Origin of the sequence: Methanobrevibacter intestini (genome assembly GCF_047402955.1) — an archaeon.
In the GTDB taxonomy this organism is placed as follows: domain Archaea; phylum Methanobacteriota; class Methanobacteria; order Methanobacteriales; family Methanobacteriaceae; genus Methanocatella; species Methanocatella intestini.
In genome coordinates, this window is sequence record NZ_CP187956.1 from 1,266,264 (window position 1) to 1,289,104 (window position 22,841).

25 protein-coding genes and 2 pseudogenes are annotated in these 22,841 nt (G+C 30.7%); 17 read left to right on the plus strand and 10 right to left on the minus strand.

What is annotated here, in order from left to right; translation table 11 throughout:
- Positions 1-54: 54 nt before the first annotated feature.
- The gene (locus tag ACMC9J_RS05750; RefSeq protein ID WP_019266501.1) at positions 55-432 is read right to left on the minus strand and encodes a DUF4258 domain-containing protein; all 378 of its coding nucleotides are present in this window, start codon (positions 430-432) and stop codon (positions 55-57) included.
- A 145-nt stretch (positions 433-577) separates the two neighbouring features.
- Between ACMC9J_RS05750 and ACMC9J_RS05755 the strand changes: the two genes are divergently transcribed.
- The 6 genes from ACMC9J_RS05755 to ACMC9J_RS05780 all read left to right on the plus strand — a co-directional run bounded on the left by ACMC9J_RS05755 (position 578) and on the right by ACMC9J_RS05780 (position 8,804).
- Positions 578-1,009: a hypothetical protein gene (locus tag ACMC9J_RS05755; protein ID WP_019266500.1), complete on the plus strand. Its 432-nt coding sequence runs from the start codon at positions 578-580 to the stop codon at positions 1,007-1,009.
- 474 nt (positions 1,010-1,483) lie between these two features.
- Complete coding sequence (locus ACMC9J_RS05760; protein WP_019266499.1) at positions 1,484-3,265, plus strand: McrB family protein; 1,782 nt, start codon at positions 1,484-1,486, stop codon at positions 3,263-3,265.
- Positions 3,266-3,277: 12 nt separating this feature from the next.
- On the plus strand, positions 3,278-5,122 hold the full coding sequence (locus ACMC9J_RS05765) for a DUF2357 domain-containing protein (RefSeq protein ID WP_427003037.1): 1,845 nt from the start codon (positions 3,278-3,280) through the stop codon (positions 5,120-5,122).
- A gap of 83 nt (positions 5,123-5,205) precedes the next feature.
- Entirely contained in the window at positions 5,206-5,592 is a 387-nt protein-coding gene (locus tag ACMC9J_RS05770; RefSeq protein ID WP_404806233.1) for a (deoxy)nucleoside triphosphate pyrophosphohydrolase, read from the plus strand.
- Positions 5,593-5,597: 5 nt separating this feature from the next.
- Positions 5,598-8,468: a DUF3427 domain-containing protein gene (locus ACMC9J_RS05775; protein WP_427003038.1), complete on the plus strand. Its 2,871-nt coding sequence runs from the start codon at positions 5,598-5,600 to the stop codon at positions 8,466-8,468.
- A gap of 9 nt (positions 8,469-8,477) precedes the next feature.
- The gene (locus ACMC9J_RS05780) at positions 8,478-8,804 is read left to right on the plus strand and encodes a hypothetical protein (RefSeq protein WP_427003039.1); all 327 of its coding nucleotides are present in this window, start codon (positions 8,478-8,480) and stop codon (positions 8,802-8,804) included.
- A 13-nt stretch (positions 8,805-8,817) separates the two neighbouring features.
- Here the strand turns inward: ACMC9J_RS05780 and dmpI are convergent, their stop codons facing one another.
- On the minus strand, positions 8,818-9,006 hold the full coding sequence (gene dmpI, locus ACMC9J_RS05785; protein WP_004036440.1) for a 4-oxalocrotonate tautomerase DmpI: 189 nt from the start codon (positions 9,004-9,006) through the stop codon (positions 8,818-8,820).
- 67 nt (positions 9,007-9,073) lie between these two features.
- Between dmpI and ACMC9J_RS05790 the strand changes: the two genes are divergently transcribed.
- Both ACMC9J_RS05790 and ACMC9J_RS05795 read left to right on the plus strand, forming a co-directional pair.
- On the plus strand, positions 9,074-9,529 hold the full coding sequence (locus ACMC9J_RS05790) for a dCTP deaminase (protein WP_019267770.1): 456 nt from the start codon (positions 9,074-9,076) through the stop codon (positions 9,527-9,529).
- Positions 9,530-9,531: 2 nt separating this feature from the next.
- A complete protein-coding gene (locus tag ACMC9J_RS05795; protein WP_427003040.1) occupies positions 9,532-11,070 on the plus strand; it encodes a thiamine pyrophosphate-binding protein in 1,539 nt (512 codons plus the stop codon).
- Here ACMC9J_RS05795 and ACMC9J_RS05800 read toward each other — a convergent pair.
- From ACMC9J_RS05800 to ACMC9J_RS05825, 6 genes and pseudogenes are all read right to left on the minus strand, one after another.
- Entirely contained in the window at positions 11,063-11,353 is a 291-nt protein-coding gene (locus tag ACMC9J_RS05800; protein ID WP_427003041.1) for a hypothetical protein, read from the minus strand. The genes ACMC9J_RS05795 and ACMC9J_RS05800 overlap by 8 nt on opposite strands.
- Positions 11,343-11,852 carry a DUF2953 domain-containing protein gene (locus ACMC9J_RS05805; RefSeq protein ID WP_427003042.1) on the minus strand — a complete coding sequence of 170 codons (510 nt, stop codon included), beginning with the start codon at positions 11,850-11,852 and terminating at the stop codon, positions 11,343-11,345. Before ACMC9J_RS05805 ends, ACMC9J_RS05800 begins: the two co-directional genes overlap by 11 nt.
- An 89-nt stretch (positions 11,853-11,941) precedes the next feature.
- On the minus strand, positions 11,942-12,355 hold the full coding sequence (locus ACMC9J_RS05810; RefSeq protein WP_019264578.1) for a GerW family sporulation protein: 414 nt from the start codon (positions 12,353-12,355) through the stop codon (positions 11,942-11,944).
- A 126-nt stretch (positions 12,356-12,481) separates the two neighbouring features.
- Positions 12,482-12,709 (minus strand): annotated as a pseudogene (locus ACMC9J_RS05815) (hypothetical protein); the annotation flags it as partial.
- Positions 12,709-13,527 (minus strand): hypothetical protein, encoded by an 819-nt coding sequence (locus ACMC9J_RS05820; protein WP_427003043.1) that lies wholly within the window; start codon positions 13,525-13,527, stop codon positions 12,709-12,711. The pseudogene ACMC9J_RS05815 and the gene ACMC9J_RS05820, both read right to left, overlap by 1 nt.
- A gap of 384 nt (positions 13,528-13,911) precedes the next feature.
- Entirely contained in the window at positions 13,912-15,054 is a 1,143-nt protein-coding gene (locus tag ACMC9J_RS05825) for a pyridoxal-phosphate-dependent aminotransferase family protein (protein ID WP_427003044.1), read from the minus strand.
- Positions 15,055-15,166: 112 nt separating this feature from the next.
- Here ACMC9J_RS05825 and ACMC9J_RS05830 point away from each other — a divergent pair.
- From ACMC9J_RS05830 to ACMC9J_RS05855, 6 genes and pseudogenes are all read left to right on the plus strand, one after another.
- Positions 15,167-15,841 (plus strand): annotated as a pseudogene (locus ACMC9J_RS05830) (YczE/YyaS/YitT family protein).
- On the plus strand, positions 15,841-16,506 hold the full coding sequence (locus ACMC9J_RS05835) for a YczE/YyaS/YitT family protein (RefSeq protein WP_019266490.1): 666 nt from the start codon (positions 15,841-15,843) through the stop codon (positions 16,504-16,506). Before ACMC9J_RS05830 ends, ACMC9J_RS05835 begins: the two are co-directional and overlap by 1 nt.
- A 9-nt stretch (positions 16,507-16,515) precedes the next feature.
- A complete protein-coding gene (locus ACMC9J_RS05840) occupies positions 16,516-17,169 on the plus strand; it encodes a YczE/YyaS/YitT family protein (protein WP_427003045.1) in 654 nt (217 codons plus the stop codon).
- Positions 17,170-17,241: 72 nt separating this feature from the next.
- Positions 17,242-17,847 carry a YczE/YyaS/YitT family protein gene (locus ACMC9J_RS05845; RefSeq protein ID WP_427003635.1) on the plus strand — a complete coding sequence of 202 codons (606 nt, stop codon included), beginning with the start codon at positions 17,242-17,244 and terminating at the stop codon, positions 17,845-17,847.
- Between the two features lie 51 nt (positions 17,848-17,898).
- Positions 17,899-18,618 carry a 6-hydroxymethylpterin diphosphokinase MptE-like protein gene (locus tag ACMC9J_RS05850; protein ID WP_094516247.1) on the plus strand — a complete coding sequence of 240 codons (720 nt, stop codon included), beginning with the start codon at positions 17,899-17,901 and terminating at the stop codon, positions 18,616-18,618.
- A 28-nt stretch (positions 18,619-18,646) separates the two neighbouring features.
- Positions 18,647-19,765, plus strand: a complete 1,119-nt coding sequence (locus ACMC9J_RS05855; protein WP_427003046.1) for an ORC1-type DNA replication protein — start codon at positions 18,647-18,649, stop codon at positions 19,763-19,765.
- A gap of 3 nt (positions 19,766-19,768) precedes the next feature.
- Here ACMC9J_RS05855 and ACMC9J_RS05860 read toward each other — a convergent pair whose 3' ends face one another.
- Both ACMC9J_RS05860 and ACMC9J_RS05865 read right to left on the minus strand, forming a co-directional pair.
- Positions 19,769-20,065, minus strand: coding sequence for a zinc ribbon domain-containing protein (locus ACMC9J_RS05860; protein WP_019264569.1), 297 nt, complete (start codon positions 20,063-20,065; stop codon positions 19,769-19,771).
- A 71-nt stretch (positions 20,066-20,136) separates the two neighbouring features.
- Positions 20,137-20,316, minus strand: coding sequence for a hypothetical protein (locus tag ACMC9J_RS05865; protein ID WP_019264568.1), 180 nt, complete (start codon positions 20,314-20,316; stop codon positions 20,137-20,139).
- Between the two features lie 92 nt (positions 20,317-20,408).
- On the opposite strand from ACMC9J_RS05865, the gene ACMC9J_RS05870 reads away from it, so the two are divergent.
- From ACMC9J_RS05870 to ACMC9J_RS05880, 3 genes are all read left to right on the plus strand, one after another.
- Positions 20,409-20,831 (plus strand): archease, encoded by a 423-nt coding sequence (locus ACMC9J_RS05870; RefSeq protein ID WP_019266486.1) that lies wholly within the window; start codon positions 20,409-20,411, stop codon positions 20,829-20,831.
- 36 nt (positions 20,832-20,867) lie between these two features.
- Positions 20,868-21,188 (plus strand): hypothetical protein, encoded by a 321-nt coding sequence (locus ACMC9J_RS05875; protein ID WP_019264566.1) that lies wholly within the window; start codon positions 20,868-20,870, stop codon positions 21,186-21,188.
- A 198-nt stretch (positions 21,189-21,386) separates the two neighbouring features.
- Positions 21,387-22,835: an RtcB family protein gene (locus ACMC9J_RS05880; protein ID WP_304129643.1), complete on the plus strand. Its 1,449-nt coding sequence runs from the start codon at positions 21,387-21,389 to the stop codon at positions 22,833-22,835.
- Positions 22,836-22,841 lie beyond the last annotated feature (6 nt).

Consider the following 22,841-nt stretch of genomic DNA (forward strand, 5'->3'; position numbering starts at 1 on the left):
GTTTAAAACCTTCTCACGTGTTTAAGGGAGTGTTATGCTCCTTAAAACACACTTTTAATAAAGTTTCTTTCTTTTGGAATAGGCTTTCTGTTTCTTTTTTTCCAGACTTTTATAATCTCTGGACTTGTAGGTGTTCTGCTGTCTGTTTGTAGTGGCATTGGGCATTACCGTTACCAAATTTATTGTGTTGTTGTCACAGGCAAAAACAACCTTGATTTCAGAGTATTTCTTAGTTTTCGGAGCCGGAAAAATAACTTCATACTGGTGATTTCCGCTAGGTTCATATCTTAAAGGCTCTTCATTTAATATGGTGTCTACAATATACTCTCTTGAGATTCCGTTGTCATCAAGCCTTTGAACAAAATGAGTGTTTTCAAAGCACCAGTTAATGTTGCTGAGGTTTCCGACAATATATTCGTCAAAAATGTCCATACTTTTAATTTCATATTTAGTTGCTTTTATAGGTTGTGTTTTTAATTTATTTAGAATATTTTTAAAATCATTTTATTTTGTTTAGAAGAATATAGGTAATTATATTAATTTCATTTTATAAACTAATACCTATTGGAGGTTTTTCATGGTTTCTAGAAAAATTTTGATTTTGACAATGATTGCTGTTTTAGCTATTGGAATCGGTTCAGTATGTGCTGTGCAGAATATTGAAGTTGACGGAATAAAGTTCACCATTCCTGACGGGTATACGGAAGACACATCTTTAGCTACTGAAGGTGTAACAAATGCAGACGGCTTTAAAATATATAATCATACATATTTCGACAGTTCCAATAAGATGATACACATATCTGTTTTCCATGGTAAGGATACTGATAAGTTAAGTTTAGATGATTTAAAAGAACCTACTGATGTTAAAAAAACCATAAAAGGTTATGATGGTTTATTGGATCATGATAAAGATGCAGGATTATACTTTTTTACATATATTAAAGATGGAAAAGTCAGTATAGTTACTGTTGAAGATGAAAGTTTACTTGAGAAAGTTATTGTTTAAGTGAGAAGAGATTTTCTCGCTTATTATTTTATTTTTGTAGTTGTTTGGTGATTTTACAATTAAAAAAGTTTAAATTTAATTGTGATTAATTAAATAATTTATCATGTGTTTATTTAGTGAACATATTCTGTTCATTTTTAAATTTAAAGTAATTTTATTCTTTTATTTTGTTTTATTCACTTTACATTGGTTTTATTTTTATTTTGTGTAGTTGTTAATTAATATTTTCTTTTTTTATAGGATTAATTTAGTAATCTTTAAATATAATATGATTTAAATTATTATTTAAAAATGAAAACAATTTTTCATAATGGAGACAATTTTTAAATTTAAGTAGGATATAAATCAAGAAATTTTTTGAAGCTTGGTTTTTTAATGGAAAAAATTAATAACGATTTTAATTTCAGTTAAAAGAAGGGTTATTTAATGCTTTAAATGAATTTGAAAATCAAACATGGTTAATATGGTGAAAACATGGAAAATACAGTATCGTTTCAGGAATATCTTTTAAGCAAAGGATATTTATTTGATCCGAAAATAATTGAAAATTATTTATTATCTATAAAAGTAAAACCGTTTGTAATATTTACGGGAAATTCAGGAACGGGTAAAACAAAACTTTCTCAATTGTTTGCAGAATATATTTCTGATTCCACCCAAAATTCTGGAAATAATAGTTCTTTAATTAAGGATAATGAATTTTTGTCTGTTAAAGTGCCTGTTAATAAATCATCCTTTGAAAACACTGGATGGACACTTAGTAATAAATATCTTTATGATGTTTTGCCAATTAAAGAATCACAATGTGATTGTGATATATTGGTAGACAATATTCCTGCAAAAGCATATGTTCGTGTGCAAATGCAATTAGAATATGATAAAAATAATGAAAAATTAAAAAATTATTTTAAAAATTTATTTTCTCAAGATTCTGCCAAAATTGTTGATTTAAAAATAAATATTGGGGCATTTAAAGAGATTTATGATCGTAAATCTAATAATGAAGATTTTATAATTTTGGAACAAAATTCAAACAAAACAGCATTTAATGAAAGGCAATGGTTTATGAATAATAATATTTTTAATTATTTGCCATTTAAATCAGGTTATGTTAATTGTAATATTGTAGTTAAAAATATTAAATCTGCTGCCAAAATTAGGCTGATGCCTAGGTTGTATTTTAAGAAAAATGAAGAATTACAAAACTATTTAAAAGAAAATGAAGGCAAAAAAGTTGAAGTAAAAATCAAAACAGACAATTTCAATTTTGAAAATTTTCGTCCAATATGGGAAAAAGAAGAAGATTCAACAAACCATAAAAAAGATCCAAATTATAAGATCGTTCCTGTGGGTGCTAATTGGACGGAAAATAGGCATGTTTTGGGATTCTATAATGTAATTACTGGGGAATATCATGAAACACCATCTTATTCTTTAATTAAACTTGCTAAAAATGATATTGATTCACCATATTTTTTAATTTTAGATGAAATGAATTTATCTCATGTTGAAAGGTATTTTGCTGACTTTTTATCAGCTATTGAAAGTTCACAACCAATTCCATTGTATTCCAATGATGATGAAAATTATGAATTGGATATTCCAGATAATTTATTGATAGTAGGTACTGTTAATGTTGATGAAACAACTTATATGTTTTCACCTAAGGTTTTAGATAGGGCAAACACTATTGAATTCCCAACAATGTCTGCTAAAGAATATATGAACTCTGATTTTAAAGAATTTGACTTTAAAAACATAAACTATCTAATGAATCCACTTGAAGATTTGGATGTGAGAAATATGAATGTTCATAATTTAAAAGATATTTTCATGTTTATTAATTGTTCTAGAGGGAATTTGTGGGATGTTTTATCTATTGAATTGGATTTATTCCAAAGCATTCTTAAAAAAATAAATTTTGACTTTGGTTTTAGGGTTATTAATGAAATTCTCAGGTTCATGTTTGTTTCATGGAGATATGAAGGATCTCCAAAAAATTGGGAAAATTGGGAGAGATATTTCGATACACAAGTCAAACAAAAAGTTCTTCCAAAACTGCATGGTTCACAAAAAGCTATTGGTCAAACTATCAATGAATTATTTAATGCATGTTTAATTGAAAGAAAAAATAATGCAGATGCAAGACTTGTTGATTTAACTAAAAAAGATTGCAGGTATTATACTTCTGCAGTTAAACTTCAAAATATGGCTAAAATATTATCTAATCAAAGATATGTATCTTTCATAAATTAAATTTAGATTCAAATGATCGAGCAAAAAGTTATTATTGAATTGAGAAATAATCTGGGGGGAGTAGGTACTCTTTATATTAGTGCACTAAATCCTCAGATGACTAATCATTCTAAACATATTATAAATGATTATTTAACATTAGAAAATATTGATTTAGTTGAAACTCCGGATAATTTAACCCCTATTCAATATTGTGTTGATGCATCAACTCATTTTGCAAATTTGATGCTTTTAGAAGAAACTGATTATCAAATTTTATTTGAATCAAAAGATGTAAATTCATCTTATGATATTTTATATTCATTAGTTAAAATGAATAATGATTTTTTTAATGAATTTAGGTTTTCTTTAACTGAATTTGAAAAATATAAAGTTGTTGGAACTCTAAATTTTAGAAGTTATGTTGGTAAATCATTTTTGGATGTTAAAAAGAATGGTTATTTGTCTAATAAGGTTCCAATTGAAGTTAGATCTAAAAAAATAGATTATTTTAATCAATATTCTGCCATGATAGCGGAATTATCTCAATATGCATTAGGTTTGATTTTTGAAAGTGATTCTCCTCTTTATCAGGAATTCGAAATTGATTATAAAAATAAAACAACATATTATGAAGATTTCATGTTTTTGGAATATTTGTTCAGGCCTGAGAACTTGCCGTCTATTTTTGAATACTTGTCTAAGAATTTATATTCTAGGTTGGAAGAATGTGACGATGTGGTTCCAACTTCTTTTGCATCAAATATTGGTGATAAAGAGTTAATTAATATTTTAAACAATCCTGATAAGTTGCAAAAAACAGATTCTGATATGAAATTGGCCAATTATCTTGGAGGGTTTTTACCAATTGAAGTTGAGGAAATGGACTATAATGATTCAATTGATGTTGCTGAAAATAGATTTTTTAAATATTTTTTAGAATTGGTAAGAGATTTGATTGAAAAGTTGTTAGACAATTCAAAAGAGGGTTATATTAAGGATAAATTAACTTTTTTCAATGAAGAAATTGTATATTATCTTTCCAATAAATTATTTGCAGATATTGGTACTTTAGATTACATTCCATTTAATTCACAAGTTTTACAAAAGAGAGAAGGTTATAGGGATATTTTCCAATTCTTTTTAATGTTTGAATTTTCTTTTAAATTAAGTTGGGATGAACTTAACAATCAATTCAAAGGTTTTGAAAAGAAATTAAGTGAATTATATGAATATTGGTGCTATTTCAAAATTTTAAAAGTTTTAAACGAAATGAGTGTTTCTAAAGTTGATTTTGAAGATGTTTTTGAAATTAATAAGAATAATTGGTCAATGGATATTAAAAGAGGACATAAATCAATTAAAAAATTTAAATTAAATTTGTTTGATCAGGATATTTTCATTGAATTATTTTATAATAAAACATTTTCAAATAATACAAAATATAGGTCATATTCTTTAGCTTTTAGGCCAGATTATTCATTACTTATTTATTTAAATGGAGAAAGATATTTTATTCATTTTGATGCAAAATATCGCTCTGAATTGGATGTTATTAATTTTTATAACAAAATTCAAGATAAAACATTCTCTGAAGTTGAAAATGAAGTTAATAATAGGGATTCTAAGGAAAATAAAGATAGAATTTTTAAAAATGGGGATATTTATAAGATGCATACTTACAAGGATTCCATTTTAAAAACTGAAGGATCATACGTTTTATACCCAGGTAATGTACATAAATTGTTTAGAGAAGATAATGATCTAATTATTCCTTCTGTTGGCGCTTTTCCCTTAGCTCCTGGAAATGGTGGCGAGGAGGAGTATAATCTATCTATTTTTATTAAAAATGTAATAAGAAGTTTAATTGTTAATTAATTAATTTATAAACTGAATTAAGAATATTTAAATACAAAGCAGCCAATATATTCAATTAATATTTTAATTCAGGTGTAAAAAACATGAAAGAAATAAAAGTAGTGGCAGCTATTATTAAAAATGAAGATAAAATTTTAGCTACTAAAAGAGGATATGGCGAGTTTATAAACATGTGGGAGTTTCCTGGGGGAAAAATCGAATCAGGCGAAACCAAAAAGCAGGCTCTAGTTCGTGAAATTAAAGAAGAATTAAACATTGAAATTAATGTTGATAAATTCGCCTTAGATATTGAGTATCAGTATCCTAACTTTTATTTATTCATGTCCTGTTTTATGTGTTCAATTAAGGAAGGTTCAATCGAACTTTTAGAACACAATGACGGTAAATGGATTACAAAGGAAGAATTAAACACTTTAAATTGGCTGCCGGCGGATATTGATGCAGTCAATTATCTAAAAGAAAACATGTGATTTTTATGGATAATCAGAATGATATTTTAGAGGGAGCTAAAACCGCTTTTATTAATGAAACTTATAATCCTGCAAATGATTTTAAACCTAAATTCCTTTCAAACAATTTTAATCATAAGGTTTTAAATTCCATTAAGGAGGAACTGCAGAATTGTGATGAATTTTTTATAAGCTCTGCTTTTATTACTTTAGGTGGTCTAACCCCTCTTTTGCAGGATTTTTTGGAACTTGAACAAAGGGGAATTAAAGGTAAGATTCTTACAACTGATTATCTTAATTTTACAGATCCTAAAGCTTTAAAAAAGCTTCAGTCTTTAGATAATATTGAAGTTAAGCTGTATGCTCAGGAAAAGAATGGTTTTCACACTAAAGGTTATGTTTTTAGAAAAAATAACATTTACAAAGGTATTGTAGGCAGTTCTAATTTGACTTTAAATGCTTTGACTGTTAATAAGGAATGGAATGTTGAATTTACTTCTTTACATGACGGTGAAGTGTTGAATAATTTATTGGATGAATTTAACTCATTATGGCAGGAAGCAAGCAATCTTGAAGATGTTCTTCCTGCTTATGAAAAATTATATGATTCTCAAAAGAACTTTACAAAGCTAAAAGAAAACTACAAGAAACTCAGCTCTGAGGATTTGGTTCCAAATTCTATGCAGATTGGTTTTATGGAAAGTTTAAGGTCTTTAATTCAAAGTGGTGAATCAAAGGCACTTCTGGTATCGGCAACTGGTACTGGTAAAACTTATGCTTCTGCTTTTGCTGTTCAGGATTTCAATCCTAAAAAGTTTCTTTTTGTAGTTCACAGAGAACAAATTGCTAAACAGGCTATTAATGCTTATAAAAATGTTTTTAAAAATACAAAAGATTTCGGATTGCTGACTGGTAATTCTAAAGATTATGATTCTAATTTTTTATTCTCAACAATTCAGACATTGTCTAAAGATGATGTTTACACTAAATTTGAAAAAGATGAATTTGATTATATTGTGATTGATGAAGTTCATAAAGCCGGTGCTTATTCTTATCAAAAAATCATGGATTATTTTGAACCTGAATTCTGTTTGGGAATGACTGCTTCACCTGAGAGGCCTGACGGTATTGATATTTATGAACTCTTTGACCATAATCTGGCCTGTGAAATCAGACTTAAGGACGCCTTGGAAGAGGATTTGTTGTGTCCTTTTCATTATTTTGGAATATCTGACTTGGAAATTGACGGAGAAACTGTTGATGATTCAACAGAATTTAATCAGTTGGTTTCAGATGACCGGGTAAATTATTTGCTTGAAAAATCAGCCTATTACGGATATTCTGGAGACAGAATTAAAGCTTTGGTATTTTGCAGCAGGAAAAAAGAAGCAAATGAGCTTTCAAAAGCTTTCAATAAAAGAGGCCATCCGTCAATTGTCCTGACAGGTGATGATTCACAGCAGACAAGGGAAGATGCAATTTACAGACTGACTAATGATGAGGCTAAAAACAAGTTGGAATACATTTTTACAGTTGATATTTTTAATGAAGGGGTAGATATTCCTGAAATTAATCAGGTTTTACTTGTAAGGCCAACACAATCTCCAATTATATTTATTCAGCAATTGGGAAGAGGCCTTAGGAAATTTAAAAACAAAGACTATGTTGTTATTCTGGATTTTATTGGAAATTATAAAAACAATTTCATGATTCCAATAGCTCTTTCAGGTGACAGATCCTATGATAAGGATAATATTCGCCGTTATCTGATGGAGGGAAATAAAGTGATTCCTGGAGCTTCTTCAATCAGTTTTGATGAAGTTTCTAAAAAGAGGATTTATAATTCAATAAATAGTACTTCATTTTCAAGAATAGCTCTTTTTAAGGAAAAATACAACAATCTGAAGTTTAAATTAGGCAGAATTCCAATGCTTTTGGATTTCTATGAAAATGGTGAAATGGATCCTTTATTAATCTTAAATCATACTGCAATGGATTGCTATTATTCATTTTTAAAAAAGGCAGATAAAGATTATGATGAATACCTTTCAGAAGAGGAAATTTCATCTTTAAAATTCATATCCAAAAACTTGGCCAGTGGAAAAAGACCTCATGAGTTGCTGATTTTAAAATCTTTAATTTATAATGGTTATTTCTCAGTTGAATCAATTGAACACTTATTAAAAGCAGAATATGATATTCAAAATGATGTAAAATCAATTAAAAGTGCAATTGATGTTTTAAATCTTGATTTCAGTAAAAAAGATAAAAAAGATTTTCCCGAATTGTCTTTCATGAATGAATTTCAAATCTCAAATGATTTTAAAGAGTATCTGTCTCATGAAACTTACAGAAAACATATTCTGGATGTAATTGATTATGGATTGCTTAAATACAAAACAGAATACAATGCTCAAGTTGAAGGTGAAAATTTAACATTATATGCCAAGTATTCAAGAAGGGACGTTTGCAGATTACTTAATTGGCCAAATGATGACAGCTCCACATTATACGGATATAGAGTAAAACATAACACCTGTCCGATTTTTGTAACTTATGATAAAAAAGAAGACATTTCAGATAGTACTAAGTATCTGGATGAGTTTGTAAATAAAGATGTTTTCAGTTGGATGACTAGAAGTAGGCTTAAATTAGATAGTAAGGAAGTACTTGCAATTAAAAATTATCAGAAAACTAATTTAAAGATACATTTATTCATTAAGAAAAGTGATGATGAAGGTAAGGATTTCTACTATATGGGTCAGGTTGAACCATTTGATTTTATTCAGACAACTATCAGAAGCAAAGACAAGGACTTGCCGATTGTTAATATTAAATATAATCTCCATACTCCTGTTAAAGATGAGCTGTATGACTATTTTGAGAACAAGATATAGGTGAATTAAGTGAATAAGAAAATTAATATATTAATTGTGGTTATGGTGCTTGTACTTTCATTGTCAATTGCTTATATGTTTTTATCAATTAATATGCAAGAAAATAAGAATCCTCCGGCAGTTAACATAACAAACAATGAAACAAATAATGCTGAGACTATAGATCAAAGCTACTATGAAACTGATTATAGTAATGATCCTATGGATGCGGATACTGAATGGTATTTGGATGAAAGACCTCATAAGCAGATGCATAGTATGGATGAAGTCCCCAGTGGTGAACGGGAAGTTCATTATACAGAAGATGGCAGCGGATGGTATGAATATTATGATTAAATGATAAGGAAATTTATTCCCTATCACTTAATAATTCACCAGCTACTCCGATGCTTTCTTTCGGATAAGCTTGAACAAGTACTGTTATTGCTTCTATTGGTAATCCGTAACTGTCAGCTACTATTTCACTTACTTTTTTTACCATTTCTCTTTTATCTTCAACACTGATTGTGTCATTTCCGGCTATTGTTATTACTGGCATAATGTTTTCCTCCCTGTTTTTAAAATTTATTAATCAGATATAATAAACTATCTATTAAGTGATTATTATGCTTGGTGAAAATGAACTTGTTAAACTGTTTCCGGATTTTAAAGATTTGGTTCAGCCTTCAGGAATTGATTTGGCTTTAGATAAAATTTATACTCAGGAAAGTGAAGGTTCCCTGATTGACAATGAAAAAAATCTTCCTGAAATTAAAGAATTGGAAGGTCCTGTTTACACTTTAAAACCCCACACCGCTTATCTTGCTTCAATTGACAGGAAAATCAAAATTCCGAAGGGCTATTCAATGTTATATCTGCCAAGATCAACATTACTGAGGTCTTTTGTCTCAGTTCAGACAGCTGTTGGAGATCCTGGTTTTTTCGGAACTTTAATGTTTATGATTTATAATCACGGAGATTATGAATACAAAATCAAAAAAGGAGACAGAATAGCTCAGGGAGTTGTTTTTGAAGTTGAAGGCTCCGGCCAATACAGCGGATCTTATCAGGAAGAGGAATAATAATGAATGTAGCTGCTTATTTAGTTAAAATCCTTGAAGAGGAAGGTCTGGAAAATATTTTCGGACTTCCCGGAGAACAGATATTGCCGTTTTATAAAGCTCTCAAAGACTCCAAAATAAATCATGTTCTGGTAAGGCATGAACAGGCGGCTATGCATGCAGCAGATGCATATTACAAATCATCTCATAAATTAAGTGCATGTGTAGCTACTGCAGCACCTGGAGCACTTAATTTTACAATGGCTCTGGCCGGAGCATACAAAGACAATGTGCCTCTTCTGGTTTTAACAGGAGATAATCCAACAGATTTAAGAAATAAAGATGTTTTCCAGTCACTTCCGACATCAGAGATTTTTAAAAATATTGTTGATGAATCATTCAATCCATTAAACGGAACTGAAGCAGTATATGCACTAAGGGCAGCTATCTATAAAATTAAACACGATCCTAAAGGTCCGGTTCATATAAATTTGTCAAGTGATGTTCTGTTAAGCGAGGACTTTCAGGACTTTGATTTATGTTATTTGTGTGAAAATGACCTGTCAAATGTTAAAAAAGCTCAGAAATTAATAAACAAATCTAAAAAACCTCTCTTTGTATTGGGTTCAGGAGCCATATCACAAAGGGAAGTTTTAAAACTGATAGCTGAAAGTAATGGAATTCCGGTAACAACTACCTTTAATTCAAAAGGAATCATAGATGAAAACAATCCTTTAAATCTGGGAATGGCCGGTACAAGAGGAACTCCCAGAGCAGATTATGCTCTAAAAAATTCGGACTGTATCATAGCTTTAGGTGCAAGAGCTTCTGAAAGGACATTTACATCATTGGAAGAAATTGAAGACAGATTAATTCATGTAAATATTAATAAAAAGCATCTTAAAGGAGATTATCCGATTCAGGGAAGTGTTGAAGACTTTTTATGTGAAGCTGACTTTAAAAAAGCAGACTGGTTAGATGAAATATTGGAAATTGACAATAAAATAGCTGTTGAAGGATTGGGAGATAAAACACTTCCGTTAAGACCGCAGGTAGCTATTGATGAAATTTTAAAGCAATATAGGGATAATATTGTAATCGGTGATGCTGGAAGTCATATTACATGGGTAACACTGCTTAAAAAATCCTCTGATTTTGGCCAGCTGCTGTTTCAGTCAGCACTTGGACCAATGGGTTACGGAATTCCTGGTGCTATTGGAGCAGCAGTTGCAAATCCTGATAAAAAAATAATTGTAATCAACGGAGACGGAGATTTCCAGATGAATATTCAGGAACTGGCTACAATAAAAGAGTATGGTTTGAATATTTTAATTTTCATAATAAACAACTCACAATATGGCATTATAAGACAGCATGAAGTTAATAAATATGATATGGAACCCTATCAGACAGATTTAAAAAATCCCGATTTTGTAAAAGTAGCTGAAGCATACGGATTAAAAGCAAAAAGAGTAGAAAAGCTTGAAGATTTCCAGGATGCAGAGGATTATGACATTGTGGATGTTGCTGTAAGGTTTGAAGATATTCCCCTTCCTAAATAAGGCATTTTTCAACAAATTTTTTTACAATATCTTCATAGCCATGGCAGTTGCCGTCAAATGAGTAGTAATAGTATTCATCATCTGTGTTGTGGATAAATCCGAGGGGTATCAGTTCATAACTGGCTATTTTATCTTTTAAGATAACTGCTTTTGATTTATAGATAAAATAAAAGTTATCCTCTCCAACAGCTATTTTTTTAAAGGTTAGCTCTTCATCTTTCCTGAAGTATTTGTCAAGCTTTTCCTTTTGGTGTTTTGCAAATCCTGTAAAATCATTTTTCATTTTTATCACCTCTAAAAGCCTTAATCAAAATCCTGATTTCTTTTTTGGAAATTAAACTGACAACAGGCAAAATCAGCTTTAAAAGATTAATATCAACATCTAAGCATCCTTTAAAATCAATTACAGGATCTCCAAAAACAGGTTCGGCACTTACTTTAGAAACAGGATATAATGTTTTAATAAATCCGTTAATTGCCCAGATATATCCAATATATTGTGCAGTATCTGCATAGCTGGCCAGTCCAAATTTAAGATGATTTTCTAATTTTGTAACTTTAATGGATTTTGCGGTTTTTTTTAAAAAATCTGTAATGTAAGGCAGAGCATTTTTAAGAGGGTTCATTAAATTTTTAGGCCCTTTTTTCTCGTCTGCTTCTTCTTCGGATTCTTTTTCTTTTGAAGAATTATAAACAGTTATTTTTTTAAAAATATTTATTTTAACAATAGCTGAAAGCTTGCTTCCAGTTTTTTCAAAGTTAAGTGATATTCTAAGGCCCATATATAAAAAAATAATAATGATTAGAATGATTAAGAGTAAAATCATTCCTAGGATGTATATGGTATTCAAAATATCCCTTTTTAAAAAATTTATTGGTCTTCTTCATCGGTAGTTGTAAACTCAGGTTCAATATATTCTGATTCATCGTAGTCGTCTGAAGATTGTGAAAAATAATTTTTAACAAGATCAGATACAATTAGTCCTAAATCAGACAATGCTTTGTTGGTTTCAGTTCCTTTAGTTAAGTTAACAACTTTAACTCCTTCTCCGCTTTTAGCATTTTTTGGAATAATTACCATGGAAACAGGTTCAACACCAGCACCGGCACCTACAGTATCATTTCCGTCATTGCCCAGTATGTTTTCACAGGCTCCAAAACCTACTCCCATTCTCATTACCGGAATTAAAAATTGGTCTCCTGCATCAATAGGTTTTCCAACAACATTTTCAATACTGATAAGTTTACGTAATTCTTCTACACTTGTTTTAATATTTTCAGCCATATTTTGACACATCCATTTTTTTAGTTAATTATAATATTAGCTATCAAATATTAAATATTTTGTTTATTTAAAAAAATTTCAGGCTTAATAATTTAGCTATTATCAAGCCTATTTTATGAATCATTTTTATGTTTTTAAGGAAGTTATTTTGTCTAAAGTGTCTTTAGGCAGTTTTCCTTTTTGAATTAGTGTTGTTATTTCGTTTTTTATTTCTGTTTTTCCTTCTTTTATTCCTTCAGTTTTTCCTTCTTTTATTCCTTCAGTTTTTCCTTCTTTTCTTCCTTCTTTTCTGGCTTGGTCGTATAGTGTGTTTCTCATTTTTGTTTCCTCCGTTATTGATTGCTGGTGTTTTTTTACATTTTTAAGGAATGTATTTGGTTTAATGTGTCTTGGGGTAGTTTTCCTTTTTGAATTAGTGTTGTTATTTCGTTTGTTATTTCATTTTTCATTTCATTTTTTCCCTCATTTCTTCCTTCTTTTCTTCCCTCGTTTATTCCTTCTTTTCTTCCCTTGTTTCTTCCTTCTTTTATTCCTTCTGTTTTTCCTTCTTTTCTTCCTTCTTTTCTGGCTTGGTCGTATAGTGTGTTTCTCATTTTTATTTCCTCCATTATTGGTTGTTGGTGTTCTTTTTTTATTACTTTGGAACATACTGCCTGTTGAATGTACTTGATGTTGTTAAGTTCGTCTATGGTTAATGTTGTTATTTTATTGGTTAATTGAGCAGTTTTCAATGTTATTTCTTCTGTTGTTTCCTTATAGCTTGTAAACGGCATTAATTTCAAAGCAAGTATTTCTGTTGGTGTTAGTTTTTCGTTGTTTTCTATTTTTTTACTTATACTATTTATTTTTTTATTTCCGTCAATGTTTTTTAAGGACATGATGTTAATTTTAAAAACATTGTCTTTACTGTACTGATGGATGATCTGGTCGTTCGGTATTGCTTGAACACAAATGATGTAGGTTTCAACAAAACAGCCGGTGTATTCATGTAGTAATGCGACATAAGCGAAGATTCTTTGCAATTCCTTTTTTGTTGGAAATCTTGCTTGAAATTCTATATGGATATAAATTTTGTCTTTTGTTTTACCTACGTAGTCCAGATGATATCTTTTATTTTTTAATTCGCTGAATTCTGTTTTGGCTGATTCTACAATTTCATAATCGATGTTCATAAATTCTAACAGTTCATTTATTGAGGTATTCGCTATTTCTTTTAATGTTATGTCCAGTATGTGATAGTTGATGATTAAAACCCCCTGTTGCTTTTATTGGATATCCAATATCTCATTGGTTTTTATAGTTTATAAATTGGTCAGTTTTTTCTAAAAACAATTTTACATTCTTAAATCAATAAAATAATGATTTTAATGTAATTTTGAAATCTTGATTTTTATCGAGTATAAAAGAAATTTTTACTATTTTTTAAAATTTATCGAGTATAGTCGATAAAATTTTCATAGCTGTTGAAAAGTGAAGCAGTTATATTTTGATGATATGCAACTCTAAAAATAAGGATTTGATATAATATCAAATTTAAAAAAAGAAAAAAAGAAGAATCATAAGTATGATTCTGTAATGGATGCTACTCCAGCACCTGCATCTTCAATTGCACCGAGACCTTTTAAAGTCATTCCGATAGCTGCAAAGGTTTGTACTAATTCTTTGTAGGAAATGTTTCCCATATGTCCTATTCTGAATATGTTTCCTTTTAAGTGGTCTTGTCCACCAGCTAATTCTACTCCGTATTTGTCACGGACAGTTCCTCTGAAGTCTGCATCAGTAATGCCTTCAGGCATTTTAACTGCAGTTACAGTAGCTGAGGATACTTTTTCATCTGCGAATAATTCTAAACCTAATGCTTTTACAGCAGCTACACTAGCTTTAGCAGCTTTGTGGTGACGTGCAACTCTGTTTTCTAATCCTTCTTCCATAACCATTTTTAATGCTTCGTTCATAGCATAAGTTAGAGATACAGAAGGAGTGTATGGAGTTTGAGGTGGATTTTTGTCTCCACTTTTTTTAGCAGCTTGCATATCTAAGTAAAAAGTATGGGAGTCTACTTTATCTGCAGCAGCCCAAGCATCATCACTTAATGTAATAGCAGCCATTCCAGGTGGTGCTGCAATACATTTTTGGGATCCGGTAATACATACATCTATTCCGAATTTGTCTACATCAACATAGTCTCCTCCAAGGGAAGATACAGTATCTACAATGTAGAGGGCGTCGTAATCTTTCATTACTTTACCGATTGCTTCAATAGGTGCTGCTACACCAGTTGAAGTTTCATTATGAACAACAGATATAGCTTTAATATCTTCATCAGCATCAAGAGCAGCTTTAATAGCTTCAGGAGTTACTGCAGTTCCCCATTCTACTGCTAATTCTTCGGTGGTAATTCCATGAGCATTAGCTATTTTCATGAAACGTTCTCCGAATTTTCCTCCTACAACATTTAAGACTTTTTCTCCGGAATTTACTACATTACTTATAGCTGCTTCCATTGCTGCAGTTCCAGACCCGGTTAATAAATAGGATTGGTTAGAGGTTTGGAAAACATCAGACATTAATTCGCTGGTTTCAGTTAAGATTTCTCCATATTTAGCTCCTCTATGATTTACAACAGCTTGAGACATAGCATTAAGTACTCTTGGGTGTACTGTTGTTGGACCTGGAAGCATTAATAAAATTTCATCCATTTAAAATTTCCTCCGTATGTAAAAATAAATTTTATGATTTAGCTTATGATAAAGCTATATAAATGTCTTATTTTTATAGTTTTTAAATATTGTGTAGTACATATAGTATAGTATGGATTTTTTTGGAAATGACAGATTAACATTTAAAAGAGTATTTAACTATCTTCTGGGATTGTGGTTTATAACTCTGGGGATAGGTTTTTCAATAAAATCTAATTTAGGAGCAACACCTGTCAGTTCAGTTCCATACACTTTAAATTTGATTTAGGGAATTGAAATAGGTCAGGCTACAATTATATTTCATGCAATTTTAGTTTTAATAGAATTGGTATTGTTAAGAAAGGACTTTAAAGTTAAACACTTCCTGCAGGTCTTTGTTGGAATATTGTTCGGATATTTCACAACTTTTTCAGTTGGATTAATGGGTTTTATTCCTGATTCAACCAGTATTCTATTTGAACTGCTGCTGACATGTTTAAGCATATTCAGTGTAGCTTTGGGATTGTTTTTCTATGTTCCTGCAAACATTATTCCGGTATCTGTTGACGGGGTAACACAGGCATTAGCTATTGCATTTAACAAGCCTTTCTCAAAAACCAAGGTTGTTTATGATGTTGGCCTGCTTGTTATTTCTTTAATATTGTGTTTTGTATTTTTGGGAGTAATTGGGGGCAGTATTGGTATTGGAACAATTCTTTCAGCTGTTTTTGTTGGAATTGTATTAAAATACATTCATAAGCTTAACAGCTATTTGACCGGAGAAGTAGTGGATTTTAAACAGATGTGATGATTATGAACGGAAATATGATTAAAAGGATTTCATTATATGTCCTGGGACTTTTTGTAATGACTGTAGGTATTGCATTTTCATTCAGGTCTGATTTAGGCTCTTCTCCAGTTAGCTCAATTCCCTATTCCATGATGCATGTATGGGCAATAGAAGTAGGATTTGCAACTATACTGTTTCACATTGCTCTTGTAATACTGCAGTTTTTAATTCTAAGAAAGAATTTTAAAGCTAAAATACTGCTGCAGGTTGTTGCAGGAGTTCTTTTCGGATATTTTACAACTTTGGCAGTGTATCTGGTTTCATTTGTACCGAAACCTCCAGGTCTTATTGGAGACTTTATATTTCTGGGAATCAGTATTGTGGTTCTGGCATTTGGAATATTTTTATACCTTCCGCCTCATATTGTTCAGCTTGCAGGTGAAGGTGTAATGCAGGCAATAGCTATTACATATGATTTGCCTTTTCCAAAGGTTAAAGTAGGATTTGATGCTGCAATGGTAATTATTTCTGTAGTGATGTGCTGGATATTTATTGGAAATCCTTTGGCTAGTGTTGGGATAGGAACAATTGTAGCAGCATTTTTAGTTGGAACAGTGTTGGAATATATTGTTAAAGGATTTAAAAAAATAACAGGTCGTGAAGTTGATTTAAAACAAATGTGAGATGATTTTATGTGGATTAAAAGAATTATATTATTTGTTGGTGGATTATTTGTAATGTCATTAGGTGTAGGTCTTTCAATCAAATCAGGATTAGGGGTCACCCCTATCAGTTCAATTCCTTATTCTTTAACATTGGCCTCAAGTGTAAATATTGGAGTTACAACAGTAATTTTCAATGCACTTCTTGTATTTCTCCAAATACCAATTTTAAAAAAGAGATTCAATTCGAAAAGGCTTTTGCAGTTGATTAATGCATTTATGTTCGGGTATTTTACAGATCTTTCACTGTGGATTTTATCTCCGATGCCGGACCTGCCTTTGGATGTTAACTTTACACTGCTGATTGTAAGTATGTTTTTAATAGCTGCCGGTATTTTAATATACATGCCTGCAAACATTGCACCGCTTCCAGGTGAGGGAGTTGTGGAAGCTGTATCTCTGGCTTATGATAAACGATTTTCCAAAGTCAAAGTATGTTTTGATACATCAATGGTTGTATTATCTTTAATCATTTGCGGACTCTTTACATCAGATATTCTTGGAAGTGTAAATGTAGGTACAATTCTTGCAGCAATATTCATAGGAATTATTATAAGATATCTCACAGAATTGTATGAAAAAATAACAGGAAAGTCAATTACAGTAGTTAATAAAGAAAATTAGGAGCATGAAAGAATTAAAATTACAAATGAGTTAATTAAAAGAATAATATATTATATAATCGGAGTATGCATACTGTCTTTTGCTGTAGGAGTTTCAATCAAATCTGAATTGGGTGTTACTCCAATTAACTCCATTCCCTATGCAATAGCTTTAATTACAAATATTGATGTAGGTTTGTCATCAGTTTTATTTTATCTGGTAGTTATTTTTATACAAAAACCAATTTTGAAAGAGAGATATCATCCGAAAAGACTTCTTCAATTAGTCAGTGCTTTTTTATTCGGATATTTTGTTGATTTTTCATTGCTGGTACTGGCACCGATTCAGAATCTTTCAGTAATAGGTAAGTTTCTGATGCTGGCATTAAGCATAATTCTTATAGCTGTCGGAATTTTAATAATGATGCCTGCAAATATTGCACCTCTTCCTGGAGAAGGTCTTATAGAAGCAATAGCTATAGCTGCTGATAAGAAATTTTCATCAGTTAAAATATGTATTGATTCATCAATGGTGATAATAACAGTTATTTTATGCTGGATATTTTTAGGTGATGTTTTGGGAAGTGTAAGTATAGGTACAGTAATCTCAGCAGCATGTACTGGTTTTGTTGTAAGGCAGTTCCATGATTTGTATAAGTATTTTACAGGTAAGGACATTAGGGTTGTTAATAAAGAATAAAGAATATTAATAATCTGCAACTAAATTAACAATATATAAAAGGTGATTTCAATGGATTTTGGCCTTTGGGAAAATTATTATAAAAAAATATTGGATGATTTCGGATTTGAAAGAGAAGATGATGAAAAAACTGCTCAGGTATTGGATGACCTTCTTTTTGAACAGGGCTGCTTAACACTGGAAGATTTATATGAAAAAGTAGATTTTTCCACTAAATTCATAATATTTGGAGCAGGACCATCTTTAAAAGACCATATTAAAAAAATAAAAACGGAATATGATTTGTTTGATTATGTTTTAGTAGCTGCAGACGGAGCAACAACAGCTTTAACTGAAGAAAAAATAGTTCCTGATATAATAGCTACTGATCTGGATGGGAAAATAGATGATATTTTATATGCAAATGCATGTGGTGCAAATTTAGTTATTCACGGTCATGGAAATAATCTGGAAGCAATTTTAAAATACACTCCATTTTTTGACAATGTTTTAGGAACAACACAAGCTCAGGCACATGGAAATCTCTATAATTTTGGAGGATTTACAGACGGAGATCGAGCAATGTTTTTGGCTGTTGCACTTGGAGCCACTGAATTGATATTGGCTGGAATGGATTTTGGAAATGTTGTAACTAAATACTCAAGACCAAATATTGCAGAAGATACTGCTAAAGCAGATAAAATTAAAACAAAAAAATTGGAGTATGCAGAATTGTTTACAAAGTGGATTGACGATAATGAAGATGTTAAAATTATTAATTTAAAGTCATAATAATTTTTTTATAATAGTTTAAATATAAATGATAAGTATGGGAATTGAAGATATTTTAATGCATGATGAAAGTCTTTTTCAAAATATAAATGCTTTTGATCCGGATTATGTGCCTCCGAATTATAATTATAGGGATAGGCAAATGGAAGCTATGGCAATGGCAATCAGACCGGCTATAAGTGGGGGGCAGCCATCAAATTCTGTTGTTTTAGGTTCATGTGCAACTGGAAAAACAACAGCTATTAGAAAAGTATTTGAATTAGTTGAAAAAAGCACAGAAAAAGTCACTTGTGTTTATATAAACTGTCAGCTCCATACAACACGTTTTGGAATATTTTCACAAATTTATAAAAAGCTATTTGGCCATATTCCTCCGGAAACAGGAGTTCCATTTTCAAGAATTTATGACCAAATCATGCATAAACTTCAATCAGATAAAAAAGCATTAATCGTTGCATTGGATGATGTTAATTATTTATTCCAAAGTAAGGCCGCCAATAAAGTATTTTATGATTTGTTAAGAGCATATGAAGAATATCCTGGTGTTAAAACTGGAATTTTTGCAATATTGTCTGATCTGGAATTCAGGTATGCCTTTGATAAAAATGTAAATACTGTTTTTATACCTCAGGACATTACATTTCAGCCATATAATTATTCAGAAATTGAAGATATCTTAAAAGACAGGGTAAATGCAGGTTTTTTTCCCGGTGTAATGGGTGATGAAATCCTTGAATTGGTAGCTATGCATACTTATGATGTCGGAGACTTAAGAGTAGGCATTAATCTTTTAAGGTCTTGCGGTAATATTGCTGAGGCTGATGCCTCTAGAGAAATCACTGAAGAACATTTCCAAAAAGCAGTTGATTCTTTAGTTTCAGTGCAAATCTCAGAAACTTTAAAATCATTAAATGACACCGAAAAGGCATTATTAAAAATAATTTCAGATTCAGATAAGATTTTTACAGCCGGAGAGTTATCTGAATTGTTTAAAGAAAAAGAAAATGTAAGTTATGCTACCTTTAACAGAACCCTTGAAAAATTGGAGTTTTTAAGATTAGTTGACACAAAATTCACAGGAAAAGGGTCAAGAGGAAATTCCAGAGAAATTATTTTACGTTTTAACCCTTGTGATTTTAAATTATGAAATTCATTTCCATCTTTTAAGTTGTGGAAATGTTTCATTTAACATTTTTCTAACTGTTTTTTCATCCATGTCTGTATTTTCGACAGTTTTTGGAACACAAAAATCAATCATTTCTTCCATAGATATATCTGCTGTAAATTCACCATTTTCATAGCAGTAAATACAGTAATCTTCGTTTTTACTGCCATCTTTGTTGCTGCCATATAATTCTTCAGTCATTGGCATTGCACAGGACTGACAGAATTTCATATTTGAATCAAATTCCATATTAATCATCCTTATAACATTAGATTTTTGCATGGGTCAACCTGTTTTAATCTAATGCTTTTTCTGCGCCAAGGGTTTGGTAGCATATAATTAGAAAAAACCAATTATACTAAATTGGGATTTTGCGCAGTTACAACAGAGATTATTGATAAAAGCAATACTATCATTATAACAAGTATCACCATGCAAGCTTGAATATTATAGTTACTATATTCTATTTCATCTATTATAGAACTTTTCTTTCTTAAATCAGCTTTTATTGTAGTATCTGAATTTTTCAACATTTCTATCACATCGCTAAATTAATATTGTTTGAAAGTGTAATATAAAGAAAGAGAGACACCCCATTTGAAAAGTAATATTTTAGGAAGAAACTATGAAAAAATTTGAATTTTTTGATGTAACTGCAGATATAGGATTTTATGCTTATGGAAACAACTTAAACGAAGCTTTTGAAAATGCAGGATTGGCATTATTTAATATAATTTCCAAAACAGAATATATAGAACCCATAACTTCCAAATCATTTGAAATAACTTCAGAAGACAAAGTTTCTTTATTGTATGATTTTTTAGAGGAACTTTTATTTTTACATGAAATAGAATTCATGTTATTTTCACAATTTAAAGTCACGATTAATAAAACAGATGACGGATATCACTTAAATGCAACAATTGAAGGTGAAGGGATTAATTGGGATAAACATTATCGCGGTGATGAGGTTAAAGCTATAACATTTCACAAAATGAATATTATTGAAAAAGATATTGTAAAACTTTCAGCAATTGTGGATTTATGAAAACATATATAATAAATTATATTTAAATAATTAAATATGCAAAGAAGAAAATCAGTTTCAAGAATATTTGAACTAATTGTAGGAGGCTTAGGGGCACTTATAAGTTTAGTTTCTAGTTCATTTATCTTATTGATTGGAAGTTTTGGATTTGGAGCAACCTCCTTTTTAGGACTTATAGCTACTATCGGATCATTTTTAGGTATTTTTGCATCTATTCATGTATTTAAAGATAGTGATGTTGGCGGATTCTTATTTATTGTTTCTGCAATATTGGTTTTATTAGGATCCACTTTCTTTGGTGTTCTTGGAGCAGTATTATTGTTGGTTGCAGGAATGTCTGCATTATTTAGAAAATAAAATTTTTTAAAGTACTTTTTTTAAGTCTTTAATGGATTTTATTTTTCTCAATTTATTAATGAGGTTTATATCCTCATTTAACTTGTTTTTTTCCCAGCTGCAAAAAATAGCAGTGATTTGTATTAATTCATTCTGTTTTTTACCAAAAAATTATTTATTATCCTTTTAATAAATATTATAAAATAGTTTGTGATTTTTATGAGTATTAAAGATAAAATTAAAAAAGTTAGAGATAACGTCTATGAGGTTCCTGGAAGTGTTAATAAAAAAATGAGGGCTTCTGGAAGATTGTATCTTGATGATGAAAGTTTTGAAGCTTTAGAAGATGGAGCTATTGATCAGATTGTAAACATTGCCTGTCTTCCAGGTGTTCACAGATATGCAATAGGCTTGCCTGATATTCATTTTGGATATGGATTTCCAATAGGTGGTGTAGCAGCATTCAGTGAAAAAAACGGAATTGTATCTCCTGGAGGAGTAGGTTTTGATATTAACTGTGGAGTCAGGTTAATAAAAACCAATCTTAAACAATCTGACATTGAAGATAAACTTGATGAATTAATTGAAGCATTGTTTAAAAATATTCCGTCTGGTGTAGGAAGCAAAGGAAAAATCAAGCTTAAAGAAAATGAAATAGATGATGTTTTAAATTTTGGAGCAGAGTGGGCTGTAGAAAATGGATATGGATGGGAAGAAGATCTTGAAGTTTTAGAAGAAAACGGAAGAATCAAAGAAGCTGACTCAACTAAGGTCAGTGACAAAGCTAAAAGAAGAGGAATACCTCAATTAGGTTCTTTAGGTTCTGGAAATCACTTTTTAGAAATTCAGGTTGTTGATGAAATCTATAATGATGAAGTAGCTGGTGTATATGGTCTTGAAAAAGGAATGGTTGTAATTATGATTCACAGCGGCTCAAGAGGCTGCGGACACCAGGTCTGTTCTGATTATTTGAGAGTAATGGATAAAGCTTATAAAAATCACCAAATTGATCTTGCAGACAGACAGTTAGCTTGTGCACCATTCGATTCAAAAGAAGCTCAGGACTATTTGAAAGCTATGTATGCAGCAGCCAATTATGCATGGGCAAACAGACAAATGATGACTCATTGGATAAGGGAAACCTTTGAAGACATTTTAGGAAAATCAGCTAAAGATATGGGAATGGATATTGTTTATGATGTAGCTCACAACATTGCTAAACAGGAAACACACAAATTCAAAGGCAATGACATGAAATTGGTAGTCCACAGAAAAGGAGCCACCCGTGCATTTGGACCTGGAAGTGAAGAGATTCCTGAAAAATACAGGAAAGTTGGTCAGCCGGTGTTAATTCCGGGAACAATGGGAACAGCATCTTATGTATTGCATGGAACACAAACAGCAATGGAAGAAACATTCGGATCCACTGCACATGGTGCCGGAAGGGTTTTATCAAGATCACAGGCTAAAAAAGACTACAAGCCTGAAGAAATCAAAAACAATTTAGCTGCAAATGGTGTTAAAATCAGAGCTACAACTGAAAATGTAATCGCTGAAGAAGCACCGGGCGCATACAAAGATGTGGACAGTGTAGTTAAAATATCTGACAGTACAGGAATAGCTAAACTTGTTGCAAAAGTAAAACCATTAGCTGTTACAAAAGGATAAGATAAG